At 39.2% G+C, this 25,585-nt stretch carries 20 protein-coding genes; 9 read left to right on the top strand and 11 right to left on the bottom strand.

Annotated elements, in window-relative coordinates; genetic code table 11:
* Window positions 1-206: 206 nt before the first annotated feature.
* From RAO94_10275 to RAO94_10290, 4 genes are all read left to right on the top strand, one after another.
* Window positions 207-1,433 carry an ABC transporter permease gene (locus tag RAO94_10275; GenBank protein ID MDP8322724.1) on the top strand — a complete coding sequence of 409 codons (1,227 nt, stop codon included), beginning with the start codon at window positions 207-209 and terminating at the stop codon, window positions 1,431-1,433.
* The gene (locus RAO94_10280; protein ID MDP8322725.1) at window positions 1,434-1,916 is read left to right on the top strand and encodes a C-GCAxxG-C-C family protein; all 483 of its coding nucleotides are present in this window, start codon (window positions 1,434-1,436) and stop codon (window positions 1,914-1,916) included.
* Window positions 1,917-1,990: 74 nt separating this feature from the next.
* The gene (locus RAO94_10285; GenBank protein MDP8322726.1) at window positions 1,991-2,710 is read left to right on the top strand and encodes an MBL fold metallo-hydrolase; all 720 of its coding nucleotides are present in this window, start codon (window positions 1,991-1,993) and stop codon (window positions 2,708-2,710) included.
* A 12-nt stretch (window positions 2,711-2,722) separates the two neighbouring features.
* Complete coding sequence (locus tag RAO94_10290; GenBank protein ID MDP8322727.1) at window positions 2,723-3,481, top strand: uracil-DNA glycosylase; 759 nt, start codon at window positions 2,723-2,725, stop codon at window positions 3,479-3,481.
* 296 nt (window positions 3,482-3,777) lie between these two features.
* On the opposite strand, the gene RAO94_10295 is transcribed toward RAO94_10290, so the two are convergent.
* The 10 genes from RAO94_10295 to RAO94_10340 form a co-directional block, all read right to left on the bottom strand.
* Entirely contained in the window at window positions 3,778-4,497 is a 720-nt protein-coding gene (locus RAO94_10295; GenBank protein MDP8322728.1) for a sugar transferase, read from the bottom strand.
* A 77-nt stretch (window positions 4,498-4,574) separates the two neighbouring features.
* Window positions 4,575-6,326, bottom strand: a complete 1,752-nt coding sequence (locus RAO94_10300; GenBank protein MDP8322729.1) for a WecB/TagA/CpsF family glycosyltransferase — start codon at window positions 6,324-6,326, stop codon at window positions 4,575-4,577.
* A 28-nt stretch (window positions 6,327-6,354) separates the two neighbouring features.
* Window positions 6,355-7,509 carry a glycosyltransferase family 1 protein gene (locus RAO94_10305; GenBank protein ID MDP8322730.1) on the bottom strand — a complete coding sequence of 385 codons (1,155 nt, stop codon included), beginning with the start codon at window positions 7,507-7,509 and terminating at the stop codon, window positions 6,355-6,357.
* The gene (locus RAO94_10310; GenBank protein MDP8322731.1) at window positions 7,499-8,407 is read right to left on the bottom strand and encodes a glycosyltransferase family A protein; all 909 of its coding nucleotides are present in this window, start codon (window positions 8,405-8,407) and stop codon (window positions 7,499-7,501) included. Before RAO94_10310 ends, RAO94_10305 begins: the two co-directional genes overlap by 11 nt.
* Before the next feature lie 3 nt (window positions 8,408-8,410).
* A complete protein-coding gene (locus tag RAO94_10315; protein MDP8322732.1) occupies window positions 8,411-9,229 on the bottom strand; it encodes a polysaccharide deacetylase family protein in 819 nt (272 codons plus the stop codon).
* 11 nt (window positions 9,230-9,240) lie between these two features.
* Window positions 9,241-10,464 (bottom strand): hypothetical protein, encoded by a 1,224-nt coding sequence (locus tag RAO94_10320; GenBank protein MDP8322733.1) that lies wholly within the window; start codon window positions 10,462-10,464, stop codon window positions 9,241-9,243.
* Window positions 10,461-11,627: a glycosyltransferase family 4 protein gene (locus RAO94_10325; GenBank protein MDP8322734.1), complete on the bottom strand. Its 1,167-nt coding sequence runs from the start codon at window positions 11,625-11,627 to the stop codon at window positions 10,461-10,463. The genes RAO94_10320 and RAO94_10325 overlap by 4 nt, the downstream gene beginning before the upstream one ends.
* Window positions 11,620-12,789 (bottom strand): glycosyltransferase family 4 protein, encoded by a 1,170-nt coding sequence (locus RAO94_10330; GenBank protein ID MDP8322735.1) that lies wholly within the window; start codon window positions 12,787-12,789, stop codon window positions 11,620-11,622. The genes RAO94_10325 and RAO94_10330 overlap by 8 nt, the downstream gene beginning before the upstream one ends.
* Window positions 12,790-12,791: 2 nt before the next feature.
* Window positions 12,792-14,030 (bottom strand): glycosyltransferase family 4 protein, encoded by a 1,239-nt coding sequence (locus RAO94_10335; GenBank protein ID MDP8322736.1) that lies wholly within the window; start codon window positions 14,028-14,030, stop codon window positions 12,792-12,794.
* A complete protein-coding gene (locus tag RAO94_10340) occupies window positions 14,027-16,048 on the bottom strand; it encodes a SpoIIE family protein phosphatase (protein ID MDP8322737.1) in 2,022 nt (673 codons plus the stop codon). Before RAO94_10340 ends, RAO94_10335 begins: the two co-directional genes overlap by 4 nt.
* Window positions 16,049-16,239: 191 nt before the next feature.
* Here RAO94_10340 and RAO94_10345 point away from each other — a divergent pair, with 191 nt between their 5' ends.
* Entirely contained in the window at window positions 16,240-17,061 is an 822-nt protein-coding gene (locus tag RAO94_10345; protein MDP8322738.1) for an OmpA family protein, read from the top strand.
* 6 nt (window positions 17,062-17,067) lie between these two features.
* On the opposite strand, the gene RAO94_10350 is transcribed toward RAO94_10345, so the two are convergent.
* Window positions 17,068-17,952: a TraB/GumN family protein gene (locus RAO94_10350; protein ID MDP8322739.1), complete on the bottom strand. Its 885-nt coding sequence runs from the start codon at window positions 17,950-17,952 to the stop codon at window positions 17,068-17,070.
* 766 nt (window positions 17,953-18,718) lie between these two features.
* On the opposite strand from RAO94_10350, the gene RAO94_10355 reads away from it, so the two are divergent.
* From RAO94_10355 to RAO94_10370, 4 genes are read left to right on the top strand one after another with little or no spacing between them, the layout of a single operon-like run.
* A complete protein-coding gene (locus RAO94_10355; protein MDP8322740.1) occupies window positions 18,719-19,972 on the top strand; it encodes an efflux RND transporter periplasmic adaptor subunit in 1,254 nt (417 codons plus the stop codon).
* A 13-nt stretch (window positions 19,973-19,985) separates the two neighbouring features.
* Window positions 19,986-20,675 carry an ABC transporter ATP-binding protein gene (locus tag RAO94_10360; protein ID MDP8322741.1) on the top strand — a complete coding sequence of 230 codons (690 nt, stop codon included), beginning with the start codon at window positions 19,986-19,988 and terminating at the stop codon, window positions 20,673-20,675.
* 35 nt (window positions 20,676-20,710) lie between these two features.
* Window positions 20,711-23,131 (top strand): ABC transporter permease, encoded by a 2,421-nt coding sequence (locus RAO94_10365; GenBank protein MDP8322742.1) that lies wholly within the window; start codon window positions 20,711-20,713, stop codon window positions 23,129-23,131.
* Window positions 23,132-23,143: 12 nt separating this feature from the next.
* Window positions 23,144-25,576 carry an ABC transporter permease gene (locus RAO94_10370; protein ID MDP8322743.1) on the top strand — a complete coding sequence of 811 codons (2,433 nt, stop codon included), beginning with the start codon at window positions 23,144-23,146 and terminating at the stop codon, window positions 25,574-25,576.
* Window positions 25,577-25,585: the final 9 nt, after the last annotated feature.

Here is a 25,585-nt window from a genome sequence, read left to right on the forward strand (position 1 = left end):
AGCAATCACAGAAATTAGTGGCTTCAGCCACTTTGTATGAATTACAGCAATGAAGTTATAATATGTCTTATAATTATATATATCATAACGAGAAGTCACTGAAGTGATTAATTATTAGTAAATTACATCTACCACCAATTGAAATTGATGGTTAATGAGATAAAACAGTACTTGACTTTTCATTTAGCAGTTTGAAATAAAGCTTAATGAAAAAGTTTGCAGATTTTATAGCGTTGAGGTATTTGAAGGGACACGGCAGGTTTGTATTGAGTTTTTCAAATTTGTTGAGCTTGATAGGGATTTGTTTGGGGGTTTTTTCGTTACTTACTGTGATCAGCGTAATGAATGGTTTTGATAGCGATATTCGGCAGCGGATAACCGCTTTCAGGAGCGATGTGAAAATCAGCCGAACCGGTGGAGAACCACTTTCAAACTATAATGAACTGGCAAAAAAAGTTGAACAATATGATTATATCAGTCATGCTACCCCAATCATCAGTAATGAACTTCTTATTCAGAGCCAGGATGGCATTTATGGTGGAGTGTGTATGGGTATAGATTTTGAGAGCTATTCAGCAGGGACGAATCTGAAAGACCGGATCATGATAGGCAATCCAGACAGCGAAAGCCTGAATGATAATGGGATAATATTAGGTTTTGATCTGGCAATGAACCTGAATGTATCAGTTCGAGACTATATTCAATTATCCGCGCCAGTAGGCACAGAGGCAACGCCTTTTGGTCTGCTTCCACGCAGTCGTCGATTCAAGGTGGTGGGGATCTTCAGTTCGGGAATACCGGATTATGATCTACATTACTGTTATTACAGTCTGGGAGCTGGACAATACTTTAGCGGGTCTGGAGATATAGTTGATATGCTTGAAGTGCGGACAGAGAATGCAGACAGGGCATGGTATTACCGCAAGATGCTGGCAAAGGAACTGGGAGATGAGTATCGGGTGGAAGACTGGAGTGATTATGAGGCAAACCTATTTAATGCCATCAAGATGGAGAAGGTTTTAATGATCCTGGTATTATCACTGATCATTATTCTGGCAGGATTTAATATGGCAGGAAATCTGAATCGCCTGGTAACAGAAAAGAAGCGCGATATTGGGATATTGCAGGCATTTGGAGTAAATGGCAAAGTGATCAGGCAAATATTTATTAGTTCCAGTTTTTATATTGGGGTTTCCGGAATATTGCTCGGACTTGGCATCGCTTATGCTTTTTTGCAATCTCAAATGAAATGGGAATTTATCAAGATCCCGATAAGTGGATTTCCGATCCAGGAATTGCCGGTTGATATCCGGCTGGCAGATTTCATTATTATCCCGATTCTGGCATTAGTCATCACGCTATTATCAGCCATGGTACCGGCGGCACGTAGCAGGGAAGTATCAACTATAGAAATAATCAGGAACAGGGGATAAATGATGAACGAAGCAGGATTAAAAGCCCGGGAACTTGGCAGTGATTATTATTTGAAATATGGGATATGTTCGCAGTGCGTGATCGCATCTGTAATGGAAGTGATGGATATAGATCTGGGAGAATTGCTGAAATCAGCACATTTTCTGGCTGGAGGCGGCTGTCTGATGGGAGATGGCAACTGTGGAGCCCTGGCAGCAGGAGAACTTGTATTGGGAGCTTTTCTGGGAAGGACACGGGAAGAATTTGAATTGGGTAAGTTTAAGGAACGTCTATTGCCTGGAAAGCAGCTTGTGGAGAAATTTCAGCAGAAATACGGTGGTGTAAGCTGTAATTGGTTCAGGCAGAAGTTTGCTGGAAACGAATTTGATATGTGGCAGGATGCTCATGTTGATATATATAAGAAAAAGATGAAAGAATCCTGTGCAGAGATAACCGGGACAGTAGCTGAATGGGTTGTGGAGATCATTACTGATCTGGAATAAGATATTTTTACTGGTTTCAGAGGACTGAGTGGACATAATGTTGAGATGGAAGCGCGAATAGTTAAGGAGATAATATGAAAATACAGGTTTTATATGATAATACAATTTCCGAGAGCGGTTATCTGCCGGGTTGGGGCTTCAGTTGCCTGATTGACGGAAGGATACTTTTTGATACCGGTGAGCATTCAGAGATACTGTTTCATAATATGGAGATGATGAAGATAAGTGTTGAACAGATCGAGAAGGTGGTGATTTCGCATGATCACTATGACCATCGGGATGGATTGTGGCAATTGCTGAAACTTAAGAATGGATTGCCAGTTTATATTTGTGAGGGATTCAGCGATGTAACTAAAGCGAAGATCGAAATTCATGGCGGCATATTGCATATATTGAATGATAACCTGAGACTGGGTCAGGAAAAGGATATTTTCTTGTTTGGTGGATTTGAATTTGAATATAAGGGTGAGAAAATGGTTGAACAATGCCTGGTATTAACAACACAAAATGGTGTCACCGTAATAGCTGGCTGTTCTCATCCCGGAATTGTCAAAATGGTCAAGCGTGTTCATCGATTAATGGGAGGAAAGCCCCTGTATCTGGCAGCGGGAGGATTCCATCTGAAAGACAGCAGTGAACAGGAGATAGAGGAAATAGTGAAAGAGCTGCAAGCTATCGGCATCCAGAAAATGGCTCCTACTCATTGCACTGGAGCGATGGCTCAGGACATCTTCAAGTATTATTTTCAGGAAAACTGCTTGAGTCTGGGAGCTGGTAAAGAGCTAATAATTTAGGAAAACAGGATCATGGAAGCAGAATTTAAATCTCTAAACAGCCAAATAGTCAAGTGCGATAGATGCCATCTGGCAGAAACCAGGCAGCATGCTCTTGCAGGTGAAGGAGATATAAATTCAAGGTTCTTTCTGGTAGCGCTATCACCGGGAGAGCAGGAAGATATCGAAGGCAGAATGTTTATTGGACCTTCCGGCAGGATGCTGGACAGGCTATTGAATGAGGTGGGAATAAAGCGTGAAATTCTTTATATTTCAAATCTGGTAAAATGCAATTTGCCGCAAAACCGTAAGCCAAAGATGCTGGAAATAGAAGCATGCTCCAAATATCTGGATGAAGAGCTGGAAATGATCAAACCAGAATTCATTATACCTTTAGGATTTTATGCTACCCGTTATATTTTAGAGAAATACAGGGCAGATCCGCCAAGTGCAAAAGCTGATTATAAAACCTTATATGGTAAACTTATTTATGCAATGGGGCAAAAGATATATCCACTCACGCATCCTGCAGCTCTGCTATATAATCCCGATTACTATTCAAAGACTCGGGAAAAATATGGTAAACTGAAAACCTTTCAATTTACCTGCAAATGGTATAATTGCTGCCCCATGAAGCGCTTTTATGAGCAGGGAAAATTAGACAGGAAGTGGATAGAACTGTATTGCAGGGGCGACTGGCAAATCTGCAAGCGCTACCAGATGGAGGAGAGTAATCAATACCATCCTGATAATATGCTTCCTGATGGCAGTTTGGCGAGGACACTAGAATAAAAATATTTCAATATCCCCGCCAAATATCAAAGTTTACTATTTAACCGGGATATAAACATCAAGCTCAGAATCGGGAGAATTGAAATTGAAACGATGATCATACCATTCAATTTCAGCAGAGGGAGAGAATTCATATTCAGAGTTTTTGAGCTATTCTGCATAGAGATAGTGATAGGCCTCATGTAGTTTATCGAGAGTTCCTTTATGGTTATCAAATTTGGAGAGATGAACTGTCCAGCCATTTCAAAGGTCTATCGACCATTTGAAAGGTTTTATCGCCTGGAAATAGTGATTATTTAATAGGCACCTTTTCCCGTGATAACGGCGGGAATGGTTTTAAGCAGAATTTTTATATCTTCCCAGAGTGATTGTGAATAGATGTATTGTTTATCGAGTTCAACCTGTTTATTGAAGGGGATATCGCTTCTGCCTTCCACCTGCCAGATACAGGTAATGCCAGGTTTGATGTGTAGTCTTTTTCTATCTTCCAGAGTATATTGATTTACTTCTTTGGGCAGTGGTGGTCTGGGACCAACCAGACTCATTTCACCTTTTAGTACATTGATGAACTGGGGTAATTCATCAATACTGAATCTCCTGATGAAATGCCCTACATGGGTAATGCGGGGATCATGTTTCATTTTGAATATTACGCCACCTTCAGATTCATTTTCAGGAAGTAATTGATCTTTTAATTTCTCTGCCCCCACGACCATGGAACGAAATTTGTAGAAATAAAAGGGTTTTCCGTCTTTACCCACTCTTTGCTGAGAATAAATCACTGGACCAGGATTTTCCAGAAAGATAGCAACTCCAGTTAACAAAAATAAGGGTGAAAGTAAAATAATAGCAATTAAAGAGAGTGTGAAATCAAGAACTCTTTTTAAACCGTAAGAGAAATTGATAAAGGACTGCCAGAAAAGAATTTTGTGTATATGGGAAGATTTTTCATGCTTCAGGTTCTCTTCCGAAAATCTGCTGATGATCTTTTCTGTTTCCTTATCCCTTTTTTTCATTTAATCCTCATTTCACTCACGAATTCACTAAATACAATAAATCAAGATTGAGAGTTGTTTTGTCAATTATAATGATTTTATTCGAGGATATTAATATTAATGAATTCATTGATAAAGCGTTTATCAATCAAGCAGATAGCACTTATGCCAGTTTGCTTGAGAGCATTTATCTGTTCAGGATCAAGTCTTTCTGCTATGATCAGATAGAAAGAATTATTATCTATAGGAAAACCACAAATAAAATTGATTCGGGGAAAGATGCGTGAAAGGTTTTGAGTGCAGTTTTCTGACTTAGTCGGATTTTCAGTGATCAGAGATACAGTAATCTGCTTAGAGGAACAATAATCTGCTATAAGCGGGAACATATCCACAAGACCAGTGTTCCTTTTTCTGATCATTTCGAGAGTATTAAGATCGATGATCTGCAGATTCTGGTGTTTTTGAGTCTGTATAATTCTGTGAATCAGCCAGGCAGCAGTTTTTTGGATTTTTCTTACCCGTTTCAGAAAGAGAGGATTCCCGATTATATAGCGTTTAAACATGCGGCGAGGTTCCATTAGTAGCCTGAAACCCCATTCCAGACCAATATCTCTCAGCCAGCGGGGAGCTCTTTTAATTCTGCCGGAATAAAAATCAAATAAACCTCCAACTCCAATTACCAGTGAGCAATTCAAATGAGGGAACCATTTTTCTATCCAACGCTCCTGGTTCGGAGCACCAAAAGCCACCAGCAGTATATCCACCTGGAGATCATTTATCTTTTGAACAATATCAGCACTTTGTGTATCCCAATTAAAATAACCATGCTGAGTACCTTTGATTTGCAGATTGGGATATTGGCTAATCAGATTTTCTTTCATTTTATCAGCAACTCCCTGCTTTGCACCTAAGAGGAAAAAAGAGAAATCATTTGCAGCAGCCAGTTCAACAAGCCGCGGAAGTAGATCAGTACCATTTACATTTTCATTTTTGGGGTAACCCAGCATATCCACTGCGATATTTATACCAATACCATCAGCAAATATCCAGTCATCAGGGTTAGATTCAGCCAGGATGACTTTATAATCTGATTCAGCAGGAGAAAAGGTTTTATTGAAGCAGTCAGGATTAACAAAATATATTTTGCGTCTGGAGGTTGCGTTGCTATCATTTGAGTTATTGATTGTGGATTTGATCAGGTTCAGAGTCTGCTGCATAGAAACATTTCGCAGTCTCGTATTAAAAAGAAATATCGGATCCATCATACCAGGCAAATACTTAATTTTTTGAAAAATACGGAATGTACCAGCAACCAGAAACCTGACCATAAGCAGAAATTCTGCCTTGATAAGTTTGAGGAAACTGATAATGCCAGGATAAAGTTCTGCTTTTAGCAATAGGCTACTGACGAATTCCTTATCTGTTTCTTTAATACCTTCATAGGCTGTTCGAGAAGCAGATCGGATATACCAGAGATTGATAACCCCGGGGGCATAGTCATAAATAAAGGAGTCACCAATTTCTCTTAAAGTATTAAGACTGTAGCCAATAAGATTTAATTTTCCGCTGAGAACATGATAAAACAGAGCAAAATTGCTTCCGATATTTGAATTAAAATATTTTATGATGATCAAGTTTCCCTTTTTACCATAACATTCCTGAGTATTGAACACAGGTTTACCAGTAAATAAAAAGCGGAAAATCAGAATTATATGCAGTATCCAGATAAATGGCAAAAAAGGCAGTATAAATAAAATATGCCATAAACGGTGAAAGATATGGAAAAGTGGTAAACGTATATTGTGCGCAAACTGATTGGGTTTTTTATCAGCAGTCGCTAATTTTTTCAATAATTTTTGAGAGAGTTCTTCCCTTTCATTATTCTTGTTTTTGGGCACTGGAATTTATTTCCTCAAATGACTTGATGATCATCCGGGCATGCTTTTCCCAACTGAACTGTTTTACTTGTCTGTAGCCATTTTCTATCATGGCTTTTTGCATCTTATCGCTGCTTATTACCCGCCATATAGTTTCCCTGATCGATAATACGGAATATGGATCAAAAAGGGCTACTGCTTCACCACCAATTTCAGGTAATGAAGATGTGTTTGAGCACACAACCGGTGCACCGCAAGCCATAGCTTCAATGAGTGGGATCCCAAAACCTTCATAGAGTGAGGGAAAAATGTATAAGCTGCATTGCTGGTATAATTTCGGTAATATCTCACTATCCACAAATCCCGTGAGATGAATACGCTCTTTATCAGGAGAATTTTCGAGGTGCTCCATTATCTTTTCACTTCCTGACCAGCTTTTTCCCGGAAGCACTAGATCATATCTGTCTCTTAAATCCTGGGGAAGGTCTTCATAAGCCTTGATCAGTCTTAGATGGTTTTTGCCCGGGTGCTCAATTCTGGCAATATAGAGGAAGTATTTCTTTTGAATACCCAACGGTTTGAGACTTGTTTTGGGAGTCGGTACAAAGCGCTGACTGTCATAGCCATTATAATTAACTTCAATTGCTTCAGGAGGTAATTTATAATATTTGATAAGGTCTTCTTTGGTATTTTTACTTATAGCCAGAATTTTATCTACTTTCTTTACAAAATAAGGGATCACTTTTTTGATATAAAACATGCGAAGAGCATCATACTTAGCAGGAATATGGAATTGAGATAGATCATGAAAAGTTACTATTGCAGGTACTGGTAAATTTGCAATAAGCCGACGGTTTGCAGCAGGTAGAAAAACAAAATCGTAAGATTTCAGATCAAATTTCCGGGGAAGAGTATAGAGATGCCAGAGCATGTTACGAACCGGATTTTTTAATTTATCAGAGATAGGGATCAAATTAAGATTAGAGCTGGAAACAGGGAATCTATCAATATCGCTTTCCAGAATGATCAGATCAATTTTATGATCTTGAGAAAGGACCTTAATGACATTATTCAGATAATCCGAAACTCCGGATTTTCCTTCATCATAAGCCATTCCGCTGACAAAGATACGGTAGCTGTGTGATTTATTTTTCATAACGCGAGAGCACATTGCTTTGACCAATACTGGTATCACTACTGCCAGTTTTTTGCCTTAGATTGCCCAGTTTCAGTCCTTTATAATAAGCATAGTTATAGATGAAACTGCGGGGAAAGGAACCCATGGATTCTCTAAAATTCAATTTTGGTAAAAGATATAATAAATCTCGCAGTGTTTGCCTGATCATACCGGAAATCATACCGATTATAGAAGGTTTTCGGTAATATATAAAGGAGTCTGCTTCCCCTTCCACAAATTTTCTGCCATAGATTTGCTTGAGTGTATAGTTATGTGAATGCATAATAATAGCATCCGGCACATATTTGATCTGCATACCGTTTTTTACAGCCCATTCACCCCATTCAGTGTCTTCTGAAGCCCAGGCATCAGTATAAAAATGATGCTTCTCCCAGGCACTCTTACGCATAGCAGCCATAGGTAATGAGAGCCTGATCCATTCTGGAGTTCGTTCAGCATCAGGAAAACTAAGGTTATAATCACGACGAACCCAGTCGAAAGCCTCTGGTCTGGGAATTTGGCGTGTGAGAGCAGCGTCAATGGACGGGTCATCAAAAGCATCTACGAGTCTCTGCAATGTGTGAAGACTGAGTGGAACTCCATCTGAATTCTGAAATACTATAATATCTGCTTTCGCTTGTTCAATTGCCATATTAAGTACGGATCCGGGATAATATGCTTTGGATTCTATCTGGATAAGACGGCAGGGAAACTGGTTAACAATTTCCAGAGTTCTATCCGTCGAGCCGGAATCAACCACCAGCAATTCAAAATCCTGAAATGTTTGAGAATACAAAGCTGCCAAAGCCTGAGCGATCACCCAGTCTGAGTTTTTGCTCCTCATTATAACAGTCACTTGTGGTTGATTTTCTGGCATAAGTTATTTATCCTGCATGGGCAGCAATTCACTCATAAATACAGTTTTATGATCTGCCAGCCAGGGCAGCAATTTATCTTTAAAGGAATGAAATTTATCACTTAAATAAAGTGTAATGGGGTGGATGATCATATTGGATATTACTCCATTTGCCTCATTATGCTTCAATCCAGCCAGAACAATGTCTGTCCATTCTTCGACATAATAGGAATCGGGACCAAAATCATCGCTCCAGTTATAGCGTTTTTGCCACCACTCAATCCACTGGGGAGTTCGTTCTGCATGGATAAGATGTTCATGATCAGGAATGATATTCAAGGGGAAATTATATATCCCGCTGGGATGTGCGATCAACCCATTGGAATTCTTTTTTACCCCATCAGAACATATCCTGATGCCTAAATCAGCTAATACTTTTTCAGTATTGGGCCCGTGCATATACATGTGATTACGCCAGACCGCTATTTTTTTACCAGTTTTTTGCTGGATGATCTCAATAGTTTTTTGAGCATCTCTCTTTTGACAGATATAGGGTCCATTATAATTACCAGTAAATTTATTCCAGACACGATGGCCAAAAGAGGGTTTAAAGGCATTAAAATTATGACCTCCAATCTCTACGGAACTGCTTCTGCAAATAGGTTCAAGATCATGCCATTCTTCTGCAAATGACCTGCCGGTAATAAAAAACGTGACCTTTATCCCTGCTTCTTCCAGCAGTTTGAGATAAATTTCTGCTATCTGGATCTCAGGAATATCACTGTGTTTCTGATTCCCGGTTCCCAGCGTCATATGATGGAGATCACCACTAAGACAAATCATCTTTACCTTTATTATTTCAGTTTGATCTGAAATTTCTTCAATAGGTGTGAGAAATTAGTATCCATATATTCTCCCCATTTTTTGAGGTAGGCACTGCGCAGATCTTCAAAATTAAAATTCTGCACCTGCAAAAATCCTCTGGCGATCTTTCGGTAGTCCTGGTTTCTTAAATTATAAGCTATCAGGGGATATATCAGTGGTAATACACCTTTATCTCCTAAAAATTTATAACCCATTCTTATACTCATCGGTGCCTTTCCCGGAAATTCAGACTGCATATTTGAATAGTTAAGCAACCGCTTTCCCCAGGCTTTAATACCCAGTCCTGCTTCACTCATGCCATGGGCTAAAGCAAAATTAATATAATTATCCCAATTAAGTTTTTTGCGGTGCAGGCGTCTTGATTCGCAGGAAAGATTAATTTTCTGTAATAATTGTTTAACTTCTTTCATCCATTGAGTAAGGTCCTTAATCAGGAATGGCTCATAATCAGGTTGAAATCTGAAATTCATGGCATCATCATAGAGTTTCTTAAATTCAGGGTCCAAATCCCTTCGATCCTGCATCCTTTTCTGCTTCTCAATATAGCTCCAGTCATATTCACCTAAGAAAAATAGCAGGCAATCACCATAGCCAATGATACTTTTAACAGTATGCCTGATAATCACTTTCTTTAGCTCAATATCAAGGGTGCTCTGCTGCTTGATAATCAGGTCATTGATGATCAATAATGTACCGCGGTTAACCAGCAGATTTCGCGCATCCCAGGCAGGAATTTTTTTCATCACGAATTGTGAGCAAGACATGATAATATCTGTATTTCCCAGCAGCACTTTATGCCCAAATTTCATATCATACCAGATCATCCGGCAGGAAGAACTTTTGAGCTTACTGGCATTGATCACACTGGTATCAATGCCCACCCCAATCCTTTCAATCAATTGTTGCAGAGCTTCATCGATCTTGACTTTCATCTCATCTGCTTTATCTGCCTTGACATCATTAGCCACAAGCATCAGATCAAAATTGTTATGTGGTCGCTCCTGTCCATTTACAATTACCACTCCACCTTCTCCACGTCCATAACCACCGAGCATATAAAGACATTTATAATGTTTCTCTGGAATTGTATCAGCAATTACGGTGACTATTTCTTCCACCATGCGAGTAATGAGCACTTCTACTTTCTGACTACCCTTAGCAGTGAATCTACCCCAATTTTTACTGTCTATCATAGTTTGCTCCCTTTAACAAATTCTTTAAAATATGTCTGCAGAGATCCGAGGTGCTCTGCAGCAGTAAATTTTTCTTTATAAATTTCATTACCCGTTTCTCCCATTCTGGCAGCTTTCTGCCTATCAGAAAGGAGTTTATCAATTTTTGCCGCCAGTTTGTTTGCCTGATTGGATGGAACCAGATAGCCATTCACTCCATCGGTTAACCATTGACTGATCCCTCCCACGTTTGAGGCAATAACCGGTTTTGACCAGCTCATAGCTTCCAAACCTGATAATCCAAAGGTCTCAGGTACTCTACTGGGCATTATCACGCATGTGCAATTACTGTACAGGTTTTTTAATTTCTGCTGCTCGACAAATCCTAAAAAGGTAACTTTTTTTTCCAAACCCAGTTTAAAAGCCAATTTCTTAAATTTTTCTGCCTGCCTGCCACTGCCGGCGATCATAAGAGAAATATCATGTTCTAACAAAGTCATTGCTTTCAATAAAATATCAATCCCTTTTCCCCGCACAAGTTGACCTGTAAATAGGAGATAGTTATCATCTGCTGGATCATAGTTTTCTGTATGCTTCCAGGAATATAACGGATTCACGAGTATCTTACTGGTGCTAAAGCCATGATCGATAAGATGCGATTTCATATATTCTGAAGCAACCACAAAGCCATTAAGTTTTTTATTAATATTCTGCTCAGCACGCAGCTTATTCAGGCTGGATATTTTTACAGGGAATATTCCCCTGCCCCTGCCAATGAATCCCAGACAGGGATAACATCTTATACCACTTGGTTTGGTGCAGGTTCTGTGACTGATAGTTTTATATTTATGTTCTCTCAAGCAGAATAATTTATGATCATGAAAGAAGCGTACCACTGGTTTACCGGTACTAATCAAGTCTTTTATTGCTTCTTTTCCTTCAAGACGATGCACATAGATAATATCGGGATCGATTTCCTTCACCTGTCTAGATAGCACAACACGCGGAAATGCAGCATCAAAGGCGTTTGTAAAAACAGGTTCAGTCCATCCATCAACATCATAAATAAGAGTATTGGAATAACCTGTTTTTGAAAGCTGACGGGCAGTATGATAGATATAGCTTTCACAACCTCCCGTAAAATCTGCTCTAGAATTTATCCACAATATTTTTATCTTATTCATGATACTTTTTCCACCAGTTTTCCAGCATTACCTTCAAAGTAGTGCTGACATTATTATCCAGGTACAGTTCCCGGCACTTAAAATGCAGTTTCTGACCCAGGCTTTCTCTAAGTAATTCATTATTAAGCAGTAAATTAAATTCTTCTGCCAGTTTCTCTGCGTCTTTTTCAATAATTATCTCTTCACCAGTTAACTGGAAGCCCTCCATGCCAATAGGAGTGGTTATTACTGCCTTATACTGGTTTGCCACTTCCAATATTCGCGTTCTGGTTCCAGAGGCTATTCTTAGAGGCAGGAATATAAAAAGACTATTGGCAATTTCCTCCTGTATATCTTCAACTTCACCGATATAACGCAATCTTCCTTTATTTGCAAAGTACTCCTTAAAGCGATCATGCCAACCTCTTCCGGCAATATCCAGAAAAAGATCCCTTCTTTCAAGTTCTTGTTCTATCAAAGGGTATATATCCTGACTGATATATTTCAGAGCATCTGCATTGGCTGCTGAGGTGAGAGTGCCAAAAAATAATATCCGATCCTGTTTCTGACTGGATAATGCTTCTCTGGTTTCCATCACATTGGGCAATACTGCAAAATTATCTGCCTTTTCCAGTTTCAATCTATGCTGTACCATCTCTTTTTCCAGATAATTAGTGAATAAGAATAGATATTTTCTCTGGAAGAACTTCTGCTCAAACCACCTTTGTTTGGTGCTTTCTATCAGATAATAGCGGTTTTTAAGAACAGGAGCCTGCTTCCAGGACAAATGTGAAAGTCGACTCAGCAGCATATCAATATCAAACACAATTGCAGAGCAGTAAGGTTCTGCCAATTTAGCCAATTTTGCAGGAGAGGCAAACCTGATAAATATCAGATCATATTTATTATTCTTAATGATTTCGATAAATTTTGCTTTTACTTTATCAGAGAAACGGAAGATCATCACGGGGTGAAATGCACGACGATCAATTTCAGCCTGAATCTGATAATGATCATTCATATTTCCAGGCAAGCCTTTAGCTTCTGGAATGCCGGTTCGAATCAGTTCCAGCCAGTCTACCTCATATTGACTTATCAGAGTATTCCAGATGAATTTACTCCGGTTTGCTCCTCCATCATTTATTCCCACAAAAGGGATATCAATATATAAGATCTTTTTCATACTCAATACTTGAAATTCTCTATGATTTCACCATAATAATCCAAAAGTTTCGCTGTCACTGAAGTCCATGAATATTCTGCTTTCACCTCAGTCAAAGCATTTTGCTTCAATTCTTTCATTAATCCCGGATTATCTACAAGCTGCCGATATTTCTTTTCCAGATCATCGAGACTTCCATCAAATACCAGTCCTGTTCTTTCATTCTGCACAAGGCGCTTCAATCCTCCCACACCGGAAGTGATAACGGGCAATCCGCTTGCCCAGGCTTCCAAAACTACAATCCCAAAAGGCTCATGAATGGATGGCAGGATAAACACGTTTGCTGCCTGATATGCTTTTACAAGGTCTTTTGAATCAGATTCAAGACCGGGGATTATAGTTACCTGCTTATCCAAAGAATATGTTTTGATCAAATCCTTGAGTTTCTCATAATAAGTTTCTGAAGTTACTGGTCCCAATAATACCAAATAGACTTTTTCTTCTTTGCCACGCAGACGTTCAATAAGCTCAATTAAAATAGCCTGATTTTTCTGATAGTCAATTCTGGAAAGACAGAGGATCATCTTAGCATCTTCAGCTATCTGGTATTTCTCCCTAAAATCATTTTCGGCAAGGGGTTTGAATTTTTCTATATCAACGCCATTTGGCAGATAATAAACAAGTTTTTCAGGATATTTATTCCTGGTGATCTCATATTCATTATAGCCCACACAAATGATAGCGTCAGCATCAGTGAGATACCTGTCCTTCTGGATCATCAGATCAATCAATTTCCCATAATTGAAAGTATTTTTATAAGGCTCAATCATCAGCTTCATTTCCTCAGCCGGCACGTCAAAATGCCCTCCATGAAATGAAACCAGATATGGTATCTTTCTCTTCCGTGCTGCCAGACGCACACTGGCTGCTATTCTATTCATGGTATGGCAGTGGATAATATCCAGATCCTTCTTGTCCCGCATATATTTATATAAACACCAGGAATAAGGATTTCCACCTTTTTTATCAAGAGTCTTTTTCTTAATACTGGTAAGGTTCAAATAAGGATAAAAATAATTAAATCTGCGGATTGGTATTTCATTTCTAACCTCATTATGCTTCTGGGCTAGCGCCTGGGTAGCTAATATTTCCACGGGATTGCCTGTCCGATTTAATTCCTGAGAAGTATTCCAGACCACGGTTTCCGTACCACCCCATTCACAAAAAGCAAAACGCCTGATCACCTGCAGACTATTGATCATGATTCAGATCTCTCAAAATTCATAATGAATTTGGTTTCATTCACACCTACGATTCGTTTTTGAACTATCTCATCTGCCAGTTGGTGAATTACATATATAGAATTCTCTTCATTATCCATTTTCTGGCTAAAATCTATTTCTGTTACCTGCCTGGGCAATTCCCATACTGATCCTTTATCCCAGAAGGTTAATTCAAGTTTATTTTCATAAATCCTTAAACGAATAACAATAACGCTTTCTCTACCCTTCTCTGAGATATGAGCCAGGATTTTATTTAGAAATTCATTTACCAGCAGTTCAGTAGGGAATGCCAGATCATCAAGGTCTCTGGCTTTCAGAAATTCTTCACATCGTTTTCCCACTTCTCCACTATTTACTTTTACGGGATTGATTATATAGTAACGGATTTTGTCATTCTGGTCACGTCTGAGATTCAAGGAAAGTATCGTAAAATCATCAGTACTGATATCAAATCCATTTTCCTCGATTATATTCTTCAATACATAGGGCACCATCACAGTACTATTATCAGGAGTAACTTTGGTAAGCATCTTTGTAATACCATCAATTCCCAGTTCTTCCTGCTCCTTATTTTCACACTCAAACATCCCATCCGTATAAAAAAGATAGCTTGTATGCTCATCAAGTTTAAGGATATCTTCTTCTTCTTTGGTATATTCAAAATCAGCTACCCAGCCAATAGGGATTGATCCGTTAGAATTTATTATTGCCACGTCTCCATTTGATTTATTAAAACTGATAATAGGAGGATGCCCGGCATTATAATAGATAAATTCCTTTTTGTCAGGATCCACCACTCCCAGTAGCAGAGTAAGATAATTGTTTTGAAAAACGTCTCTGGATAATAAAAGATTAAGCTGATTGACGATCTCACTGGGATGCAGATAAGCCACTACGTTATCCACCAGCATTTTAATTGTAGCCTTCACTGCTGTCATCATCAGAGCGCTCTGCACTCCATGACCGGAAATGTCTCCTATATAGATCACATATCTGCCATCTTTCAGGGGGATTAAATCAAAAAGATCTCCACCTACATTGGTTGATGGAGTATAATTATTGGAAAAAAGCAGCTTCTCTTCAACACAAAGCCAGTCTGGTAAAAAAAATGTCTGAACTGATGCAGCTGTCTCCAATTCGCTTATCAGTGAATTATACAGATGGTCTCGATCTCTTTGTGATTCCACCCTGTCATTGATATCATTAATCACTACAATGAATTTGGATACCTGGTTTTCTGTTGATAAGATCATGGATACTGAAATTTCTGCCCAGAATTTCTTTCCTCCCGGCAGAAATATCTCTTCCTCTGATCGGAAACTTAATTCTGATCCATCATGATAGGCTTCGGTTGAAACCTTAAGATGATTGATCGTAAAGCTGTCATCAGCAAAATATTCATTAAAATAATGCGATAAAACTGTAAATTCTTCCTCATCAAACATGGACGCAAGCGCTTGATTGGAAAATATTATCCGCAGATCAGTATCTATAATTCCCATGCCCACAACCACATTCTCAAATAATGCCTGCAATTGCACCTGGCTTTCACGCAGGTTGCGTTCTGCCACTTGACGGCGTGCCGCTTCTTCTATTGCTTTCTGCTGCAAATGCATCTGCTCATATATCTTACTCACAATAGCAAATAGATCGCGATTATCCACCGGTTTTAGGACAAATTTATCTACACCAATATCAATTGCTTTTAAAAAATATTCTGACTCGCTATGGGCGGAAGTAATAATGATCTGAACATCTGAATTCAATCTCTTGATATTTGAGATCATTTCCAGACCATCCATGTGAGGCATTCTAATATCTGAGATCACTAAATCTGGCTTATGCTCTTGAAAAACAGCTAAACCTTCCCTACCGTCTGATGCTACATAAACATCTGTAATCCTGCGTCTTAGCATCTCATAGATAGTGTTGCGTACTACGTCTTCATCTTCAACGTAAAGTACACATAGTTTCAACTTCTCAAATTTAGCACTCAAAATTAATTTCGCCCCTCATAAATTTACGTAATTAACACACTGCTATTATTAAAGTCAATCACTTTTTTTATTAGCCTTTTTGTTTTACCCGCATTTTTATTACTCTTATGCCTCGATTAATATTATTTCCTTGACCGACATTTACCTTCTTTTAGTTTATGAATTTAAGAATATCTTAATTGGTGGTAGCAATGTTTTCTTTTAAAATCAGATTTTTTGCTTTGATCAGTATGGCAGCGCTATGTCTTATATCTGCCTGCACTCCCTATAAGCTCATTGAGAAGATTCCGGCAGGTACCCACAGAAAAAGGATCGTTTTCCGTTCTGAACCAACACCTACGGACATTTTCATCAATGATAATTACCTCGGGAGAACCCCCATAAAGACGGATATCTGGTATATTGGCGAGAGATTTCTGAATGTGAAAGCTCAACCCTTATATCCCTCTCAATATCCCCAGAATATCGTTCTCAAGGTTCCTCGAGTTCCTGATAAAATGACTATCTTTATGGATTATAACCCCACGAAAGATTTTGAGTTTAAACAAAAAGAAGGCGGTATTGCTGGAGTGGATGCTGGTGAAGATCCCTATGCTGTGGAAGAATTTTCTGTTGCCAGCTTTAAAGATACTATTATTATCAAAGAACCAATACCCCTGCCTATTATTTATTTTGATTTTGATAAAAAATATGTTCCTGAAAAGGAAAAGGATAAATTGTATCCAATTGTAGAACTTCTGCTAAAAAATCCTGATTATAAGATTTCCATCCATGGACATGCTGATGAACGTGGAACTGTGGTGTATAATAAAGTGCTCTCCACTGATAGAGCTCTATCTGTATTTGAATTTCTGAAGGATTCTGATATTGATCCTGACCGGATGAGGATCTATGGGCATGGTGAACTCACTATTATTGAAAGAGAAGGCTACAGACTGGAATATCAGAATGATCGCGTAGTCACATTCCGTCTGCATTATAAGGTATTTGAAGAGCCCAGTATGGATGATTAAAGCCGGTTATTTGCGCACTACGCTATAGCCGCGCTCCCGCAGCAGATTCACAATACCATCTTCGCCCAGATAATGACCTGAGCCAACTACTATAAAGTACTCTTTTTTATTATCTCCAGTTAAATACTGCTCTATCTTATCAGTCATATTAAGGTTACGCTCAGTGAACAGCTTATCATAATATCCAGTTAACTCAGGATTCTCTTTTATTTCTTCATTCATCAGGCGATACATGGTGCTGTCATCTCCAGCTATCCAGCTTTGCATCAGTTCTTCCACTTCCTGGTTAAATTCTTCCCGCTTATCGATCAGTTCCTTCAAATATTCTATCTGAATGTGCTCATCCATGCCGCTTAACATCTCAAACTGAGCTTCGGCGGTTTCCAACTGCTGTATTTCCTTATGTCCCTTTGCCTTCTGAGCAAAATAAAGGTCTGTCCCACCTTCAGCGGTATAGCCCAGTTCACTCACCCGCACACTGGAAAGCGTCATCGTCATATACCAGGGTTTCTGGTTTTTCACCGATTCCACGGTGTATTTATATTCAGCCAGTTCAGAACCTAATTTCTCATAATATTCTTCACCTAAATCCGTCTTCAGACTATCTCCCTCTGGATATAAACCCCTGGTATTGATGAGTTCCTGGATTTTGTTCATATCTATTTTATTGATATCAAATTCCAGCACCAATATTTCAGACTCCTCAAATGCCTGCTCGATCTCTTCCCGCAGAGGATAGTAATCCGGTCTCATCAAATGAACTGAACCGCACAAATTAACGGTTATATCTCCCTTTTCCACCTGCCAGAAAAAATTACTGTACTCCCCTGAATAAGCAAACGTAGCTATCATCAATATGATAATTATGAATATTATCCCTGATCTTCTCATGCTACCTCCTAATTTCTCCCCACATTCATTATCCACTTCCAAATGTCAATTCCTTTCAAAAAATGAACAACCCCGCCAAGTCAGATGTGCACCGCTGGCGTATTCCGCAAGTGGGGCGCAGATGACGACCGCAATCAACCAATCCATGAAAATAGCTAAGGTGGAAAATATAGATTGCTGCTGAAAACTGCCCGTAGTTCTCGCCCCACTTCCGGAGTACCGTTAGCGGTGCAGGTCCTATTAATTTTGGAAATTATCAAATGTTCGCTCTAATCAAAGATGTTTTTGTGAAACATGCTCCCCCAAATCAGACATTTTCAGCTAAAATCCATCAAAATATGACCTTTAGGGCATTTAAGACCTATAACTACTATAAATAATATTCACTTAGCCCCTAAAGTGGATTTGAGGAGGAACAACAAAGAACATAGTGACATTTTTTTGTGAGATAGTGCTTTGTTGTTACACATTAAGGGTGGGTAATGGGCGGGTGTGGTACAGGTGTTTTAGGGGATAATAGCTGAAAATTGGTGAGAATTGGGGTGGGAAAATGGACTTTATAGACATGATGGATGAAGTGGACGTAAGGTTATGATTTTATCCTAAAATGAGATTTCGGGTGTACGCTGGCGAACAGTGTTCTGTTCACAGGCGTACAGTCCGGGGGATAGTGAAAATATGATAAATTTATGTATATCAGGCGTTTATGAGAGTGGTACGCAAATTGCATTAGAATTAAGTAAAAAAAGCACTGTGGGGAAATTTCATGGATAGAAAAATTGAGAAGAAGAAATGGACGACAAAGAAGATAATTCTGCTGGTTGTGGCAGTGGTAGTTATTGGCTTAGTGTTATACAGCGCAATCTGGGGAGATCATCGGAGTAAATTCAATGTTCAGACTGACCGTATAACTATTGAAGAAGTAGTGGAAGATTATTTTCAGGATTATATCACAGTAACCGGTCGGGTGGTACCGAGCCGGACAGTTTATCTTGATGCCATGGAAGGTGGCAGGGTAGAAGAAGTGTTTTTGGAAGAAGGCTCATTAGTAGAAGAAGGTGATATAATATTGCGGTTAAGCAATGCGAATCTATATTTGAGCATAATGAACCGTGAAGCAGATCTGGCAGATCAGATCAATAATCTGCGTAGCACACGATTATCTATGGAACAGAACAAACTGAGCCTGCGTCAGCAGCTTTTGGAAGTAAATTATCAGCTTGAGCAGCAGCAGCGAGATTATGCCCAGAAGCAGAAGCTATATGAGCAGGAATTCATTTCAGAAGAGGATTATTTACGCTCCCAGGAAGCATATCAATATTCTTTACAGCGTCAAAGTCTGGTGGTTGAGAGCCAGAAAACGGATTCCTTATTCCGGGCAATTCAGATCGAGCAGCTTGAGAATTCAGTTACCAATATGGAAGAGAATCTGGGCATGGTCCGAGATAAACTGGAGAATTTGAATGTACGCGCACCTATTAGTGGACAGCTTGTATCTTTGAATGCAGAGATAGGAGAAGCTAAATCCCAGGGACAGAGATTGGGTGAAATTAATGTAGTAGGATCTTATAAGATCAATATGGATGTAGATGAGCATTATATTTCACGGATAAATCGAGATTTAATGGGTGAATTTGAATTTGCAGGAGGTACCTATCAATTAAAGGTAAGCAAGATCTATCCAGAAGTTCAGAACGGCAGGTTTAGTGTGGATCTGGAATTTTCTGGTGAAGAATACCCCGAGAATTTACGAACGGGCCAGACTTTTAGAATTAAATTGGAATTAGGCGAATCGAGTATGGCACTATTATTACCTCGAGGTGGTTTTTATCAAAGTACTGGAGGGCAGTATGTGTTTGTGATCAATCCCGATGGCAAGAGTGCGGATCAGCGGGAGATAAGATTAGGCAGAATGAATCCGCGCTATTATGAAGTTCTGGAAGGACTGGAAGCTGGAGAAAGAGTTATCATATCAAGTTATACAAATTTTGGCAGAGCCGAAAAATTAATATTAAAATAAAACTGGAGGAACAATGATCAAGACAAACAATTTAATGAAGGTGTATCGTACAGACGAAGTGGAAACCCTGGCATTGAATAACGTGAATATTCACGTGGAAGCAGGAGAATTTGTGGCAATAATGGGACCCTCAGGTTGTGGGAAATCCACATTACTGAATGTGATCGGACTTTTGGATAATCCCACAGACGGTGAGTATTTCTTTAATAGTACCGATGTGGCAAAGTTCAAGGAACGTCAGCGTACTAATATGCGTAAATCAAATGTAGGCTTTATCTTTCAGAGTTTTAATCTGATTGATGAGCTTACTGTTTATGAGAATGTGGAGCTGCCTTTATTATATCTTAAGATGGCGGCAAGTGAACGTAAGGCAAGAGTAAATGAGGTATTGGATAGAATGAAGATAGCTCATAGAGCCAAGCATTTTCCGCAGCAGCTTTCTGGTGGACAGCAGCAGCGCGTGGCAGTTGCCCGTGCCGTGATCACTAATCCCAAGCTGATACTTGCAGATGAGCCTACTGGAAATCTGGATAGTGCCAATGGAGAAGAAGTGATGGATATGCTTACACAGTTAAATGAAGCCGGAACTACCATTGTGATGGTAACTCACTCACCTACAGATGCAGAATATGCACACCGGATCATCCAATTATTTGATGGTCACATAGTAACCGAGAATATCAAAAAAGAATTTCATTTATAAAAACCGATCGGGAGAGTAGAAATAAGGAGAATCTAATGTTCTGGAATTATCTCAAAATAGCAGTACGCAATTTAATGCGTAAGAAATTTTATACCATAATCAACATTGCCGGGCTGGCAATAGGGATTTGCTGTGCTATCATGATCGGGCTTTATGTACAGAATGAGCTTTCTTATGATAAGTATAACGAAGATTATGAGCGCATTTACCGGTTGGAATCACATTTCACGATCAATGAAACGGATGATCTTTTTGCGGTAACAGCAATACCTTTGGCTCCGGCAATCAAGCTCGAATTTCCCGAAGATGTTGAGCAATATTGCCGTTACCGTGCTATGGACAACAATCTTTTTCAGATTGATAACAAGAAGTATTTTGAAGACAATGTTCACTATGCTGATTCTACGGTATTTGAGATATTTTCCTATGAATTTTTACGCGGTGAACCATCAGAAGCGCTTGATGACCCCAATGAAATCGTGCTTACTGAAAGCTTTGCCAGACGCATTTTTGGTACACAAGATCCATTAGGCGAATATCTGGAGACAGGATACGGTTTTGGATTTACCGTTACGGGTGTGATCAAGGATCTGCCGCAAAACAGTCATTTGAACTTTGAGGCTCTTGCTTCCATGGTAACACTGGCTCAATTTTATGGAGCAGAAACATTTCACAGTCTGGATCCCAATCTTTTCTGGAATGTGGGATTTTACTCATTTATAAAACTAACAGAGGGCGGATCAATTGACAACATCATGCGAGGTTATCCTGCCTTTAATGAAAAATACATCAAAGCGTTAGGAGAAACCCTCAATGCCAAATTCCAGTTAATGGCGCAGCGACTGGATAAAGTGCATTTGAATTCCAAACTGAAATATGAGCTACCTACCGGTAATATGGGGTATGTTTTTATCTTTGGCATTGTAGCACTTTTTCTATTATTGATAGGCTGCATAAACTACATGAATATGGCGACAGCGCAATCATCAGGACGTGCAACAGAAGTGGGAATCCGCAAAGTAGCAGGAGCGCAGAGAGGTTCATTGCAAATGCAATTCCTGCTGGAATCAGTAGTGATCAGCATATTTGCTTATGTGTTGGCAGTATTAGCAGTGGAATTGCTCTTGCCGACATTTAATGAGCTTGCCGGAAGAGAACTCAGCTTAAACATTGGTGAAAACCTTAATTATTATGGGTTATTTCTGTTGGTGAGCGTAGTGGTGGGATTAGTATCGGGTAGTTATCCAGCATTTTACCTATCATCGTTTGTACCCGTGGAAGTACTTAAAGGAAAATTGAGCAAGGGAAGTACAACCTTACGTAAGCTTTTGGTAGTAGTGCAATTTTCCATATCTATCATCATGATAATCTGTACTCTGGGAGTGGTAAGTCAGCTTAAATTCATGCAGAATACTGATCTGGGATTTGATAAAGATAATATAGTGGTTTTGACAATTAGAGATACAACGGGAGCCAGAAATCTGGCAACCTTTAGAGATGAGCTTTTGCAGCATCCGAAGATATTGAAAGCCGGCACATCATCAAGCATACCAGGTAGTGGATATGGTATCATTGTGCAGCGTTTTGAAACAGATGAAGGTGAGATGAGTGAGAAAGCCATCAACTTTGTGATGGTTGATGAGAATTATCTGGATGTGATGGATATAAAGATACTATTGGGTAGAGAATTTGATCCTGAACTGGCAACCGATCTGGAAGAAGCCTGCCTGATAAATCAAAGCTGTGCAGAAAATCTGGGCTGGGGTGAAAATGCCATTGGCAAGAAACTTGATTTCGGAGCCGCACCAGACGGAACAGCAACCAGAAATACACGCGTGATTGGAGTAGTGAAAGATTTTCATTACACATCTCTGCACAATCTGATTGATCCACTCATATTAATGCTTTCTGATGAGCCATTACAGACAATAACGTTACGGATAGATCAAAGTGATCTGGAATCTACCCTGAGTTTTATGGAAGAGAAATGGAACGAATTTTGCCCGACATTTCCTTTCAGCTACGAATTTATGGATGACAACCTGAGAGCACAATATGAAGCAGAAGAAAAGACCAGCCGTGTATTTAGTTATTTCACCATTATCTGCATTTTCATTGCCTGTCTGGGACTTCTGGGCTTAACAGCTTATGCCACGGAGCAAAGGATCAGAGAGATCAGCATCCGTAAAGTACTGGGTGCCACAGAGAAATCAATCGTATATCTGCTAACCAGCAATTTTGCCATCCTGGTGATAATTTCCAATGTAATAGCCTGGCCTGTTGCCTGGTGGGGAATGAAAAATTGGTTGGAGAATTTTGCCTATAGTACAAAACTTTCACCACTTATATATGTCGCAGCAGGATTGATAGCATTAATAATTGCCATATTGACAATAAGCATCAGAGCAATACATGCCGCAAGGACAAATCCGGCAGATGCTTTGAAATACGAATAGGAATATAAAATCATGATACTGAATTATCTAAAAATTGCTTACCGGAATATACTCCGTCAGAAGTTTTATTCACTGCTGAATATAGCGGGACTGGCTATCAGCATCACCTGTTGTATTTTGATCAGTCTTTATATTCAGGAAGAAGTATCATACGATAAATTTCAGCCAGGTGGAGAACGTATTTATCGTTTGGTTAACCGGAATAATATGGGGGGGAAGATCGATACTTACTGCAATGCCCCACGACCTATAACCCCTCAAATGAAAGAAATATATCCAGAAATAGAAGCAGTAACACGGGTGAGGGGAGCAAATGGATTATACACTCATTCAGCAAATATCTCCTATGAGCAGAATCTGATAGCTTCAGAAAAGGTATATATTGTGGACTCGACTTTTTTTGATGTTTTTGCCACGGAATTTATTGCTGGTAACCCAAAGGATGGTTTAACCGGAGAAGTTGGAATACTCATCTCTGAGAGCCTGGCAAAGAAATTGTTTGGATCAGAAGAAGCATTGGGTAAAACCATGCTCTTAGATGAACAATTTCCGATAACTGTTAAAGCAGTATTCAAAGATCAGCCGGGACGGAGTCATTTTGAATATGAAGCTCTTTTACCCTGGAGGTTAGCTTATAGACAGGGAGAGGAAATTGCCTGGTATGGCTGGCAGGTATATCATTATCTAAAATTGTATGAAGGTGCTGATGCAAAAGAGCTTCAGGCAAAATTCCCTCAATTTTTCACTGATTATATGAAAGAGAAATATGATACTCTGGATGGTACGTCAGAGCTGTCTCTGCAGCCTCTTAAAGATATTCATCTGAAATCAAATCTTATCTGGGAAATGGTTCCTAATGGCAATCTTAATAATTTATATATTATGGCATCCATAGGATTATTCTTATTGATAATTGCCTGTATTAATTATGTGAATCTGGCAACAGCCAGATCAGTAAGGCGAGCCAGAGAAGTGGGGCTCAGGAAATTATTCGGTTCTCCACGAGGACTATTGATCCGCCAGTTTTTAGTGGAATCTATCATTTTATCATTGATTGCTTCTCTGGTTGCACTGGTCATTGCAGAATTATTATTACCAGTATTTAATAGTATTGCTGTACGGGACATCAGTTTAAATTTATTAAATAATCATGTTCTGATCCTGGGGATTATTGGATTAGGAATATTTGTGGGACTTCTGGCAGGAATATATCCGGCATTAGTGTTGTCAAATTTTAGCATTGTGGAAGCAATAAAATCAAGATCAGAAAATGGCACAGGTGGTATGGTGCTGCGTAAGATATTAATAGTTATGCAGTTTGCAATTTCAATCACCCTTATCATTTCCACTCTTATTTTGGTTGAGCAGATGAAATTTGCCCGGGATATTGATATGGGGTTCAATAAGGAAAATGTGCTGGCAGTTACCGTGCGCGATACACTGGTAGCCAGGAATCTCCAAGTGATCAAACAGGAACTCAGAGATAATCCTGAGATAATCTCAGCAGCTTGTTCATTAAATATGCCAGGCACTACTTTTAACCGTTTTCCAGCAACTATTGAAAATAATGAGGGAGGTTTTAGTCAGACGAGTTGCCAATTCATGCAGATAGATTATGATTTTATTCCCACGATGGATATGACTATAGTTGAAGGCAGAAACTATCAGCGTGATCAGGAAGAGAATCGTTTTTCAGTGATATTAGTAAATGAAGCTTTAGTGAGAAAATTTGGCTGGGATAACCCAATCGGAAAGCGTGTATTTCTTTATACAGATAGCTTAGGCACTGCATTTTATCAGGAAGTGATTGGAGTAGTAAAAGATTTTCATCCCAATTCCGTGCGGCAGGAGATCAGTCCTATGATAATATATCTGATCAATGATAATCTGGAAGCACGCAGCGGAGGAAATCTGAATCTGTTTATCCGTTTAAAAGGTGAGAATCTGCATCAGACAATGACTGATATCAAAGATATCATTCAGCAATATAATCCTGATGATCCATTTCAGTATGTATTTCTGGATGAACATCTGAGCCGGATGTATGAAGGGGAAGAAAGATTGATCCAGCTTTTCAGTTATTTTACTATGATGATCATCTTTATAGCCTGTCTGGGATTATTTGGACTGGCATCATTCACGGCAGAAAAGCGAAGAAGAGAAATCGGTATTCGCAAAGTGCTGGGTGCCACTATCCGTCAGATAGTGCTTTTATTATCAACAGAATTTTCACGCTGGGTGCTATTGGCAAACGTAATCGCCTGGCCCCTTGCCTGGTATTTCATGAATAAATGGTTAGAGAATTTTGCCTACCACATCCAGATAACTCTTCTTAATTTCATCATCGCCGGTCTGGCAGCCTTAGTGATAGCATTATTTACGGTAAGTTTTCAGGCATTAAGGGCAGCAATGAGCAATCCGATAAAATCAATCAGGTATGAGTAAATGAGGGAA

The sequence above is a fragment of the Candidatus Stygibacter australis genome, from assembly GCA_030765845.1.
In the GTDB taxonomy this organism is placed as follows: domain Bacteria; phylum Cloacimonadota; class Cloacimonadia; order Cloacimonadales; family TCS61; genus Stygibacter; species Stygibacter australis.

Excerpts from the sequence above, each read along its gene's own strand:
- RAO94_10310 (MDP8322731.1), bottom strand. The coding sequence starts at position 8,407 with ATGCCAGAAAATCAACCACAAGTGACTGTTATAATGAGGAGCAAAAAC.
- RAO94_10275 (MDP8322724.1), top strand. The coding sequence starts at position 207 with ATGAAAAAGTTTGCAGATTTTATAGCGTTGAGGTATTTGAAGGGACAC.
- RAO94_10290 (MDP8322727.1), top strand. The coding sequence starts at position 2,723 with ATGGAAGCAGAATTTAAATCTCTAAACAGCCAAATAGTCAAGTGCGAT.
- RAO94_10280 (MDP8322725.1), top strand. The coding sequence starts at position 1,434 with ATGATGAACGAAGCAGGATTAAAAGCCCGGGAACTTGGCAGTGATTAT.
- RAO94_10350 (MDP8322739.1), bottom strand. The coding sequence starts at position 17,952 with ATGAGAAGATCAGGGATAATATTCATAATTATCATATTGATGATAGCT.
- RAO94_10320 (MDP8322733.1), bottom strand. The coding sequence starts at position 10,464 with ATGATAGACAGTAAAAATTGGGGTAGATTCACTGCTAAGGGTAGTCAG.
- RAO94_10285 (MDP8322726.1), top strand. The coding sequence starts at position 1,991 with ATGAAAATACAGGTTTTATATGATAATACAATTTCCGAGAGCGGTTAT.
- RAO94_10325 (MDP8322734.1), bottom strand. The coding sequence starts at position 11,627 with ATGAATAAGATAAAAATATTGTGGATAAATTCTAGAGCAGATTTTACG.
- RAO94_10295 (MDP8322728.1), bottom strand. The coding sequence starts at position 4,497 with ATGAAAAAAAGGGATAAGGAAACAGAAAAGATCATCAGCAGATTTTCG.
- RAO94_10365 (MDP8322742.1), top strand. The coding sequence starts at position 20,711 with ATGTTCTGGAATTATCTCAAAATAGCAGTACGCAATTTAATGCGTAAG.
- RAO94_10355 (MDP8322740.1), top strand. The coding sequence starts at position 18,719 with ATGGATAGAAAAATTGAGAAGAAGAAATGGACGACAAAGAAGATAATT.
- RAO94_10360 (MDP8322741.1), top strand. The coding sequence starts at position 19,986 with ATGATCAAGACAAACAATTTAATGAAGGTGTATCGTACAGACGAAGTG.
- RAO94_10345 (MDP8322738.1), top strand. The coding sequence starts at position 16,240 with ATGTTTTCTTTTAAAATCAGATTTTTTGCTTTGATCAGTATGGCAGCG.
- RAO94_10370 (MDP8322743.1), top strand. The coding sequence starts at position 23,144 with ATGATACTGAATTATCTAAAAATTGCTTACCGGAATATACTCCGTCAG.
- RAO94_10330 (MDP8322735.1), bottom strand. The coding sequence starts at position 12,789 with ATGAAAAAGATCTTATATATTGATATCCCTTTTGTGGGAATAAATGAT.
- RAO94_10335 (MDP8322736.1), bottom strand. The coding sequence starts at position 14,030 with ATGATCAATAGTCTGCAGGTGATCAGGCGTTTTGCTTTTTGTGAATGG.
- RAO94_10315 (MDP8322732.1), bottom strand. The coding sequence starts at position 9,229 with ATGATTTGTCTTAGTGGTGATCTCCATCATATGACGCTGGGAACCGGG.
- RAO94_10305 (MDP8322730.1), bottom strand. The coding sequence starts at position 7,509 with ATGAAAAATAAATCACACAGCTACCGTATCTTTGTCAGCGGAATGGCT.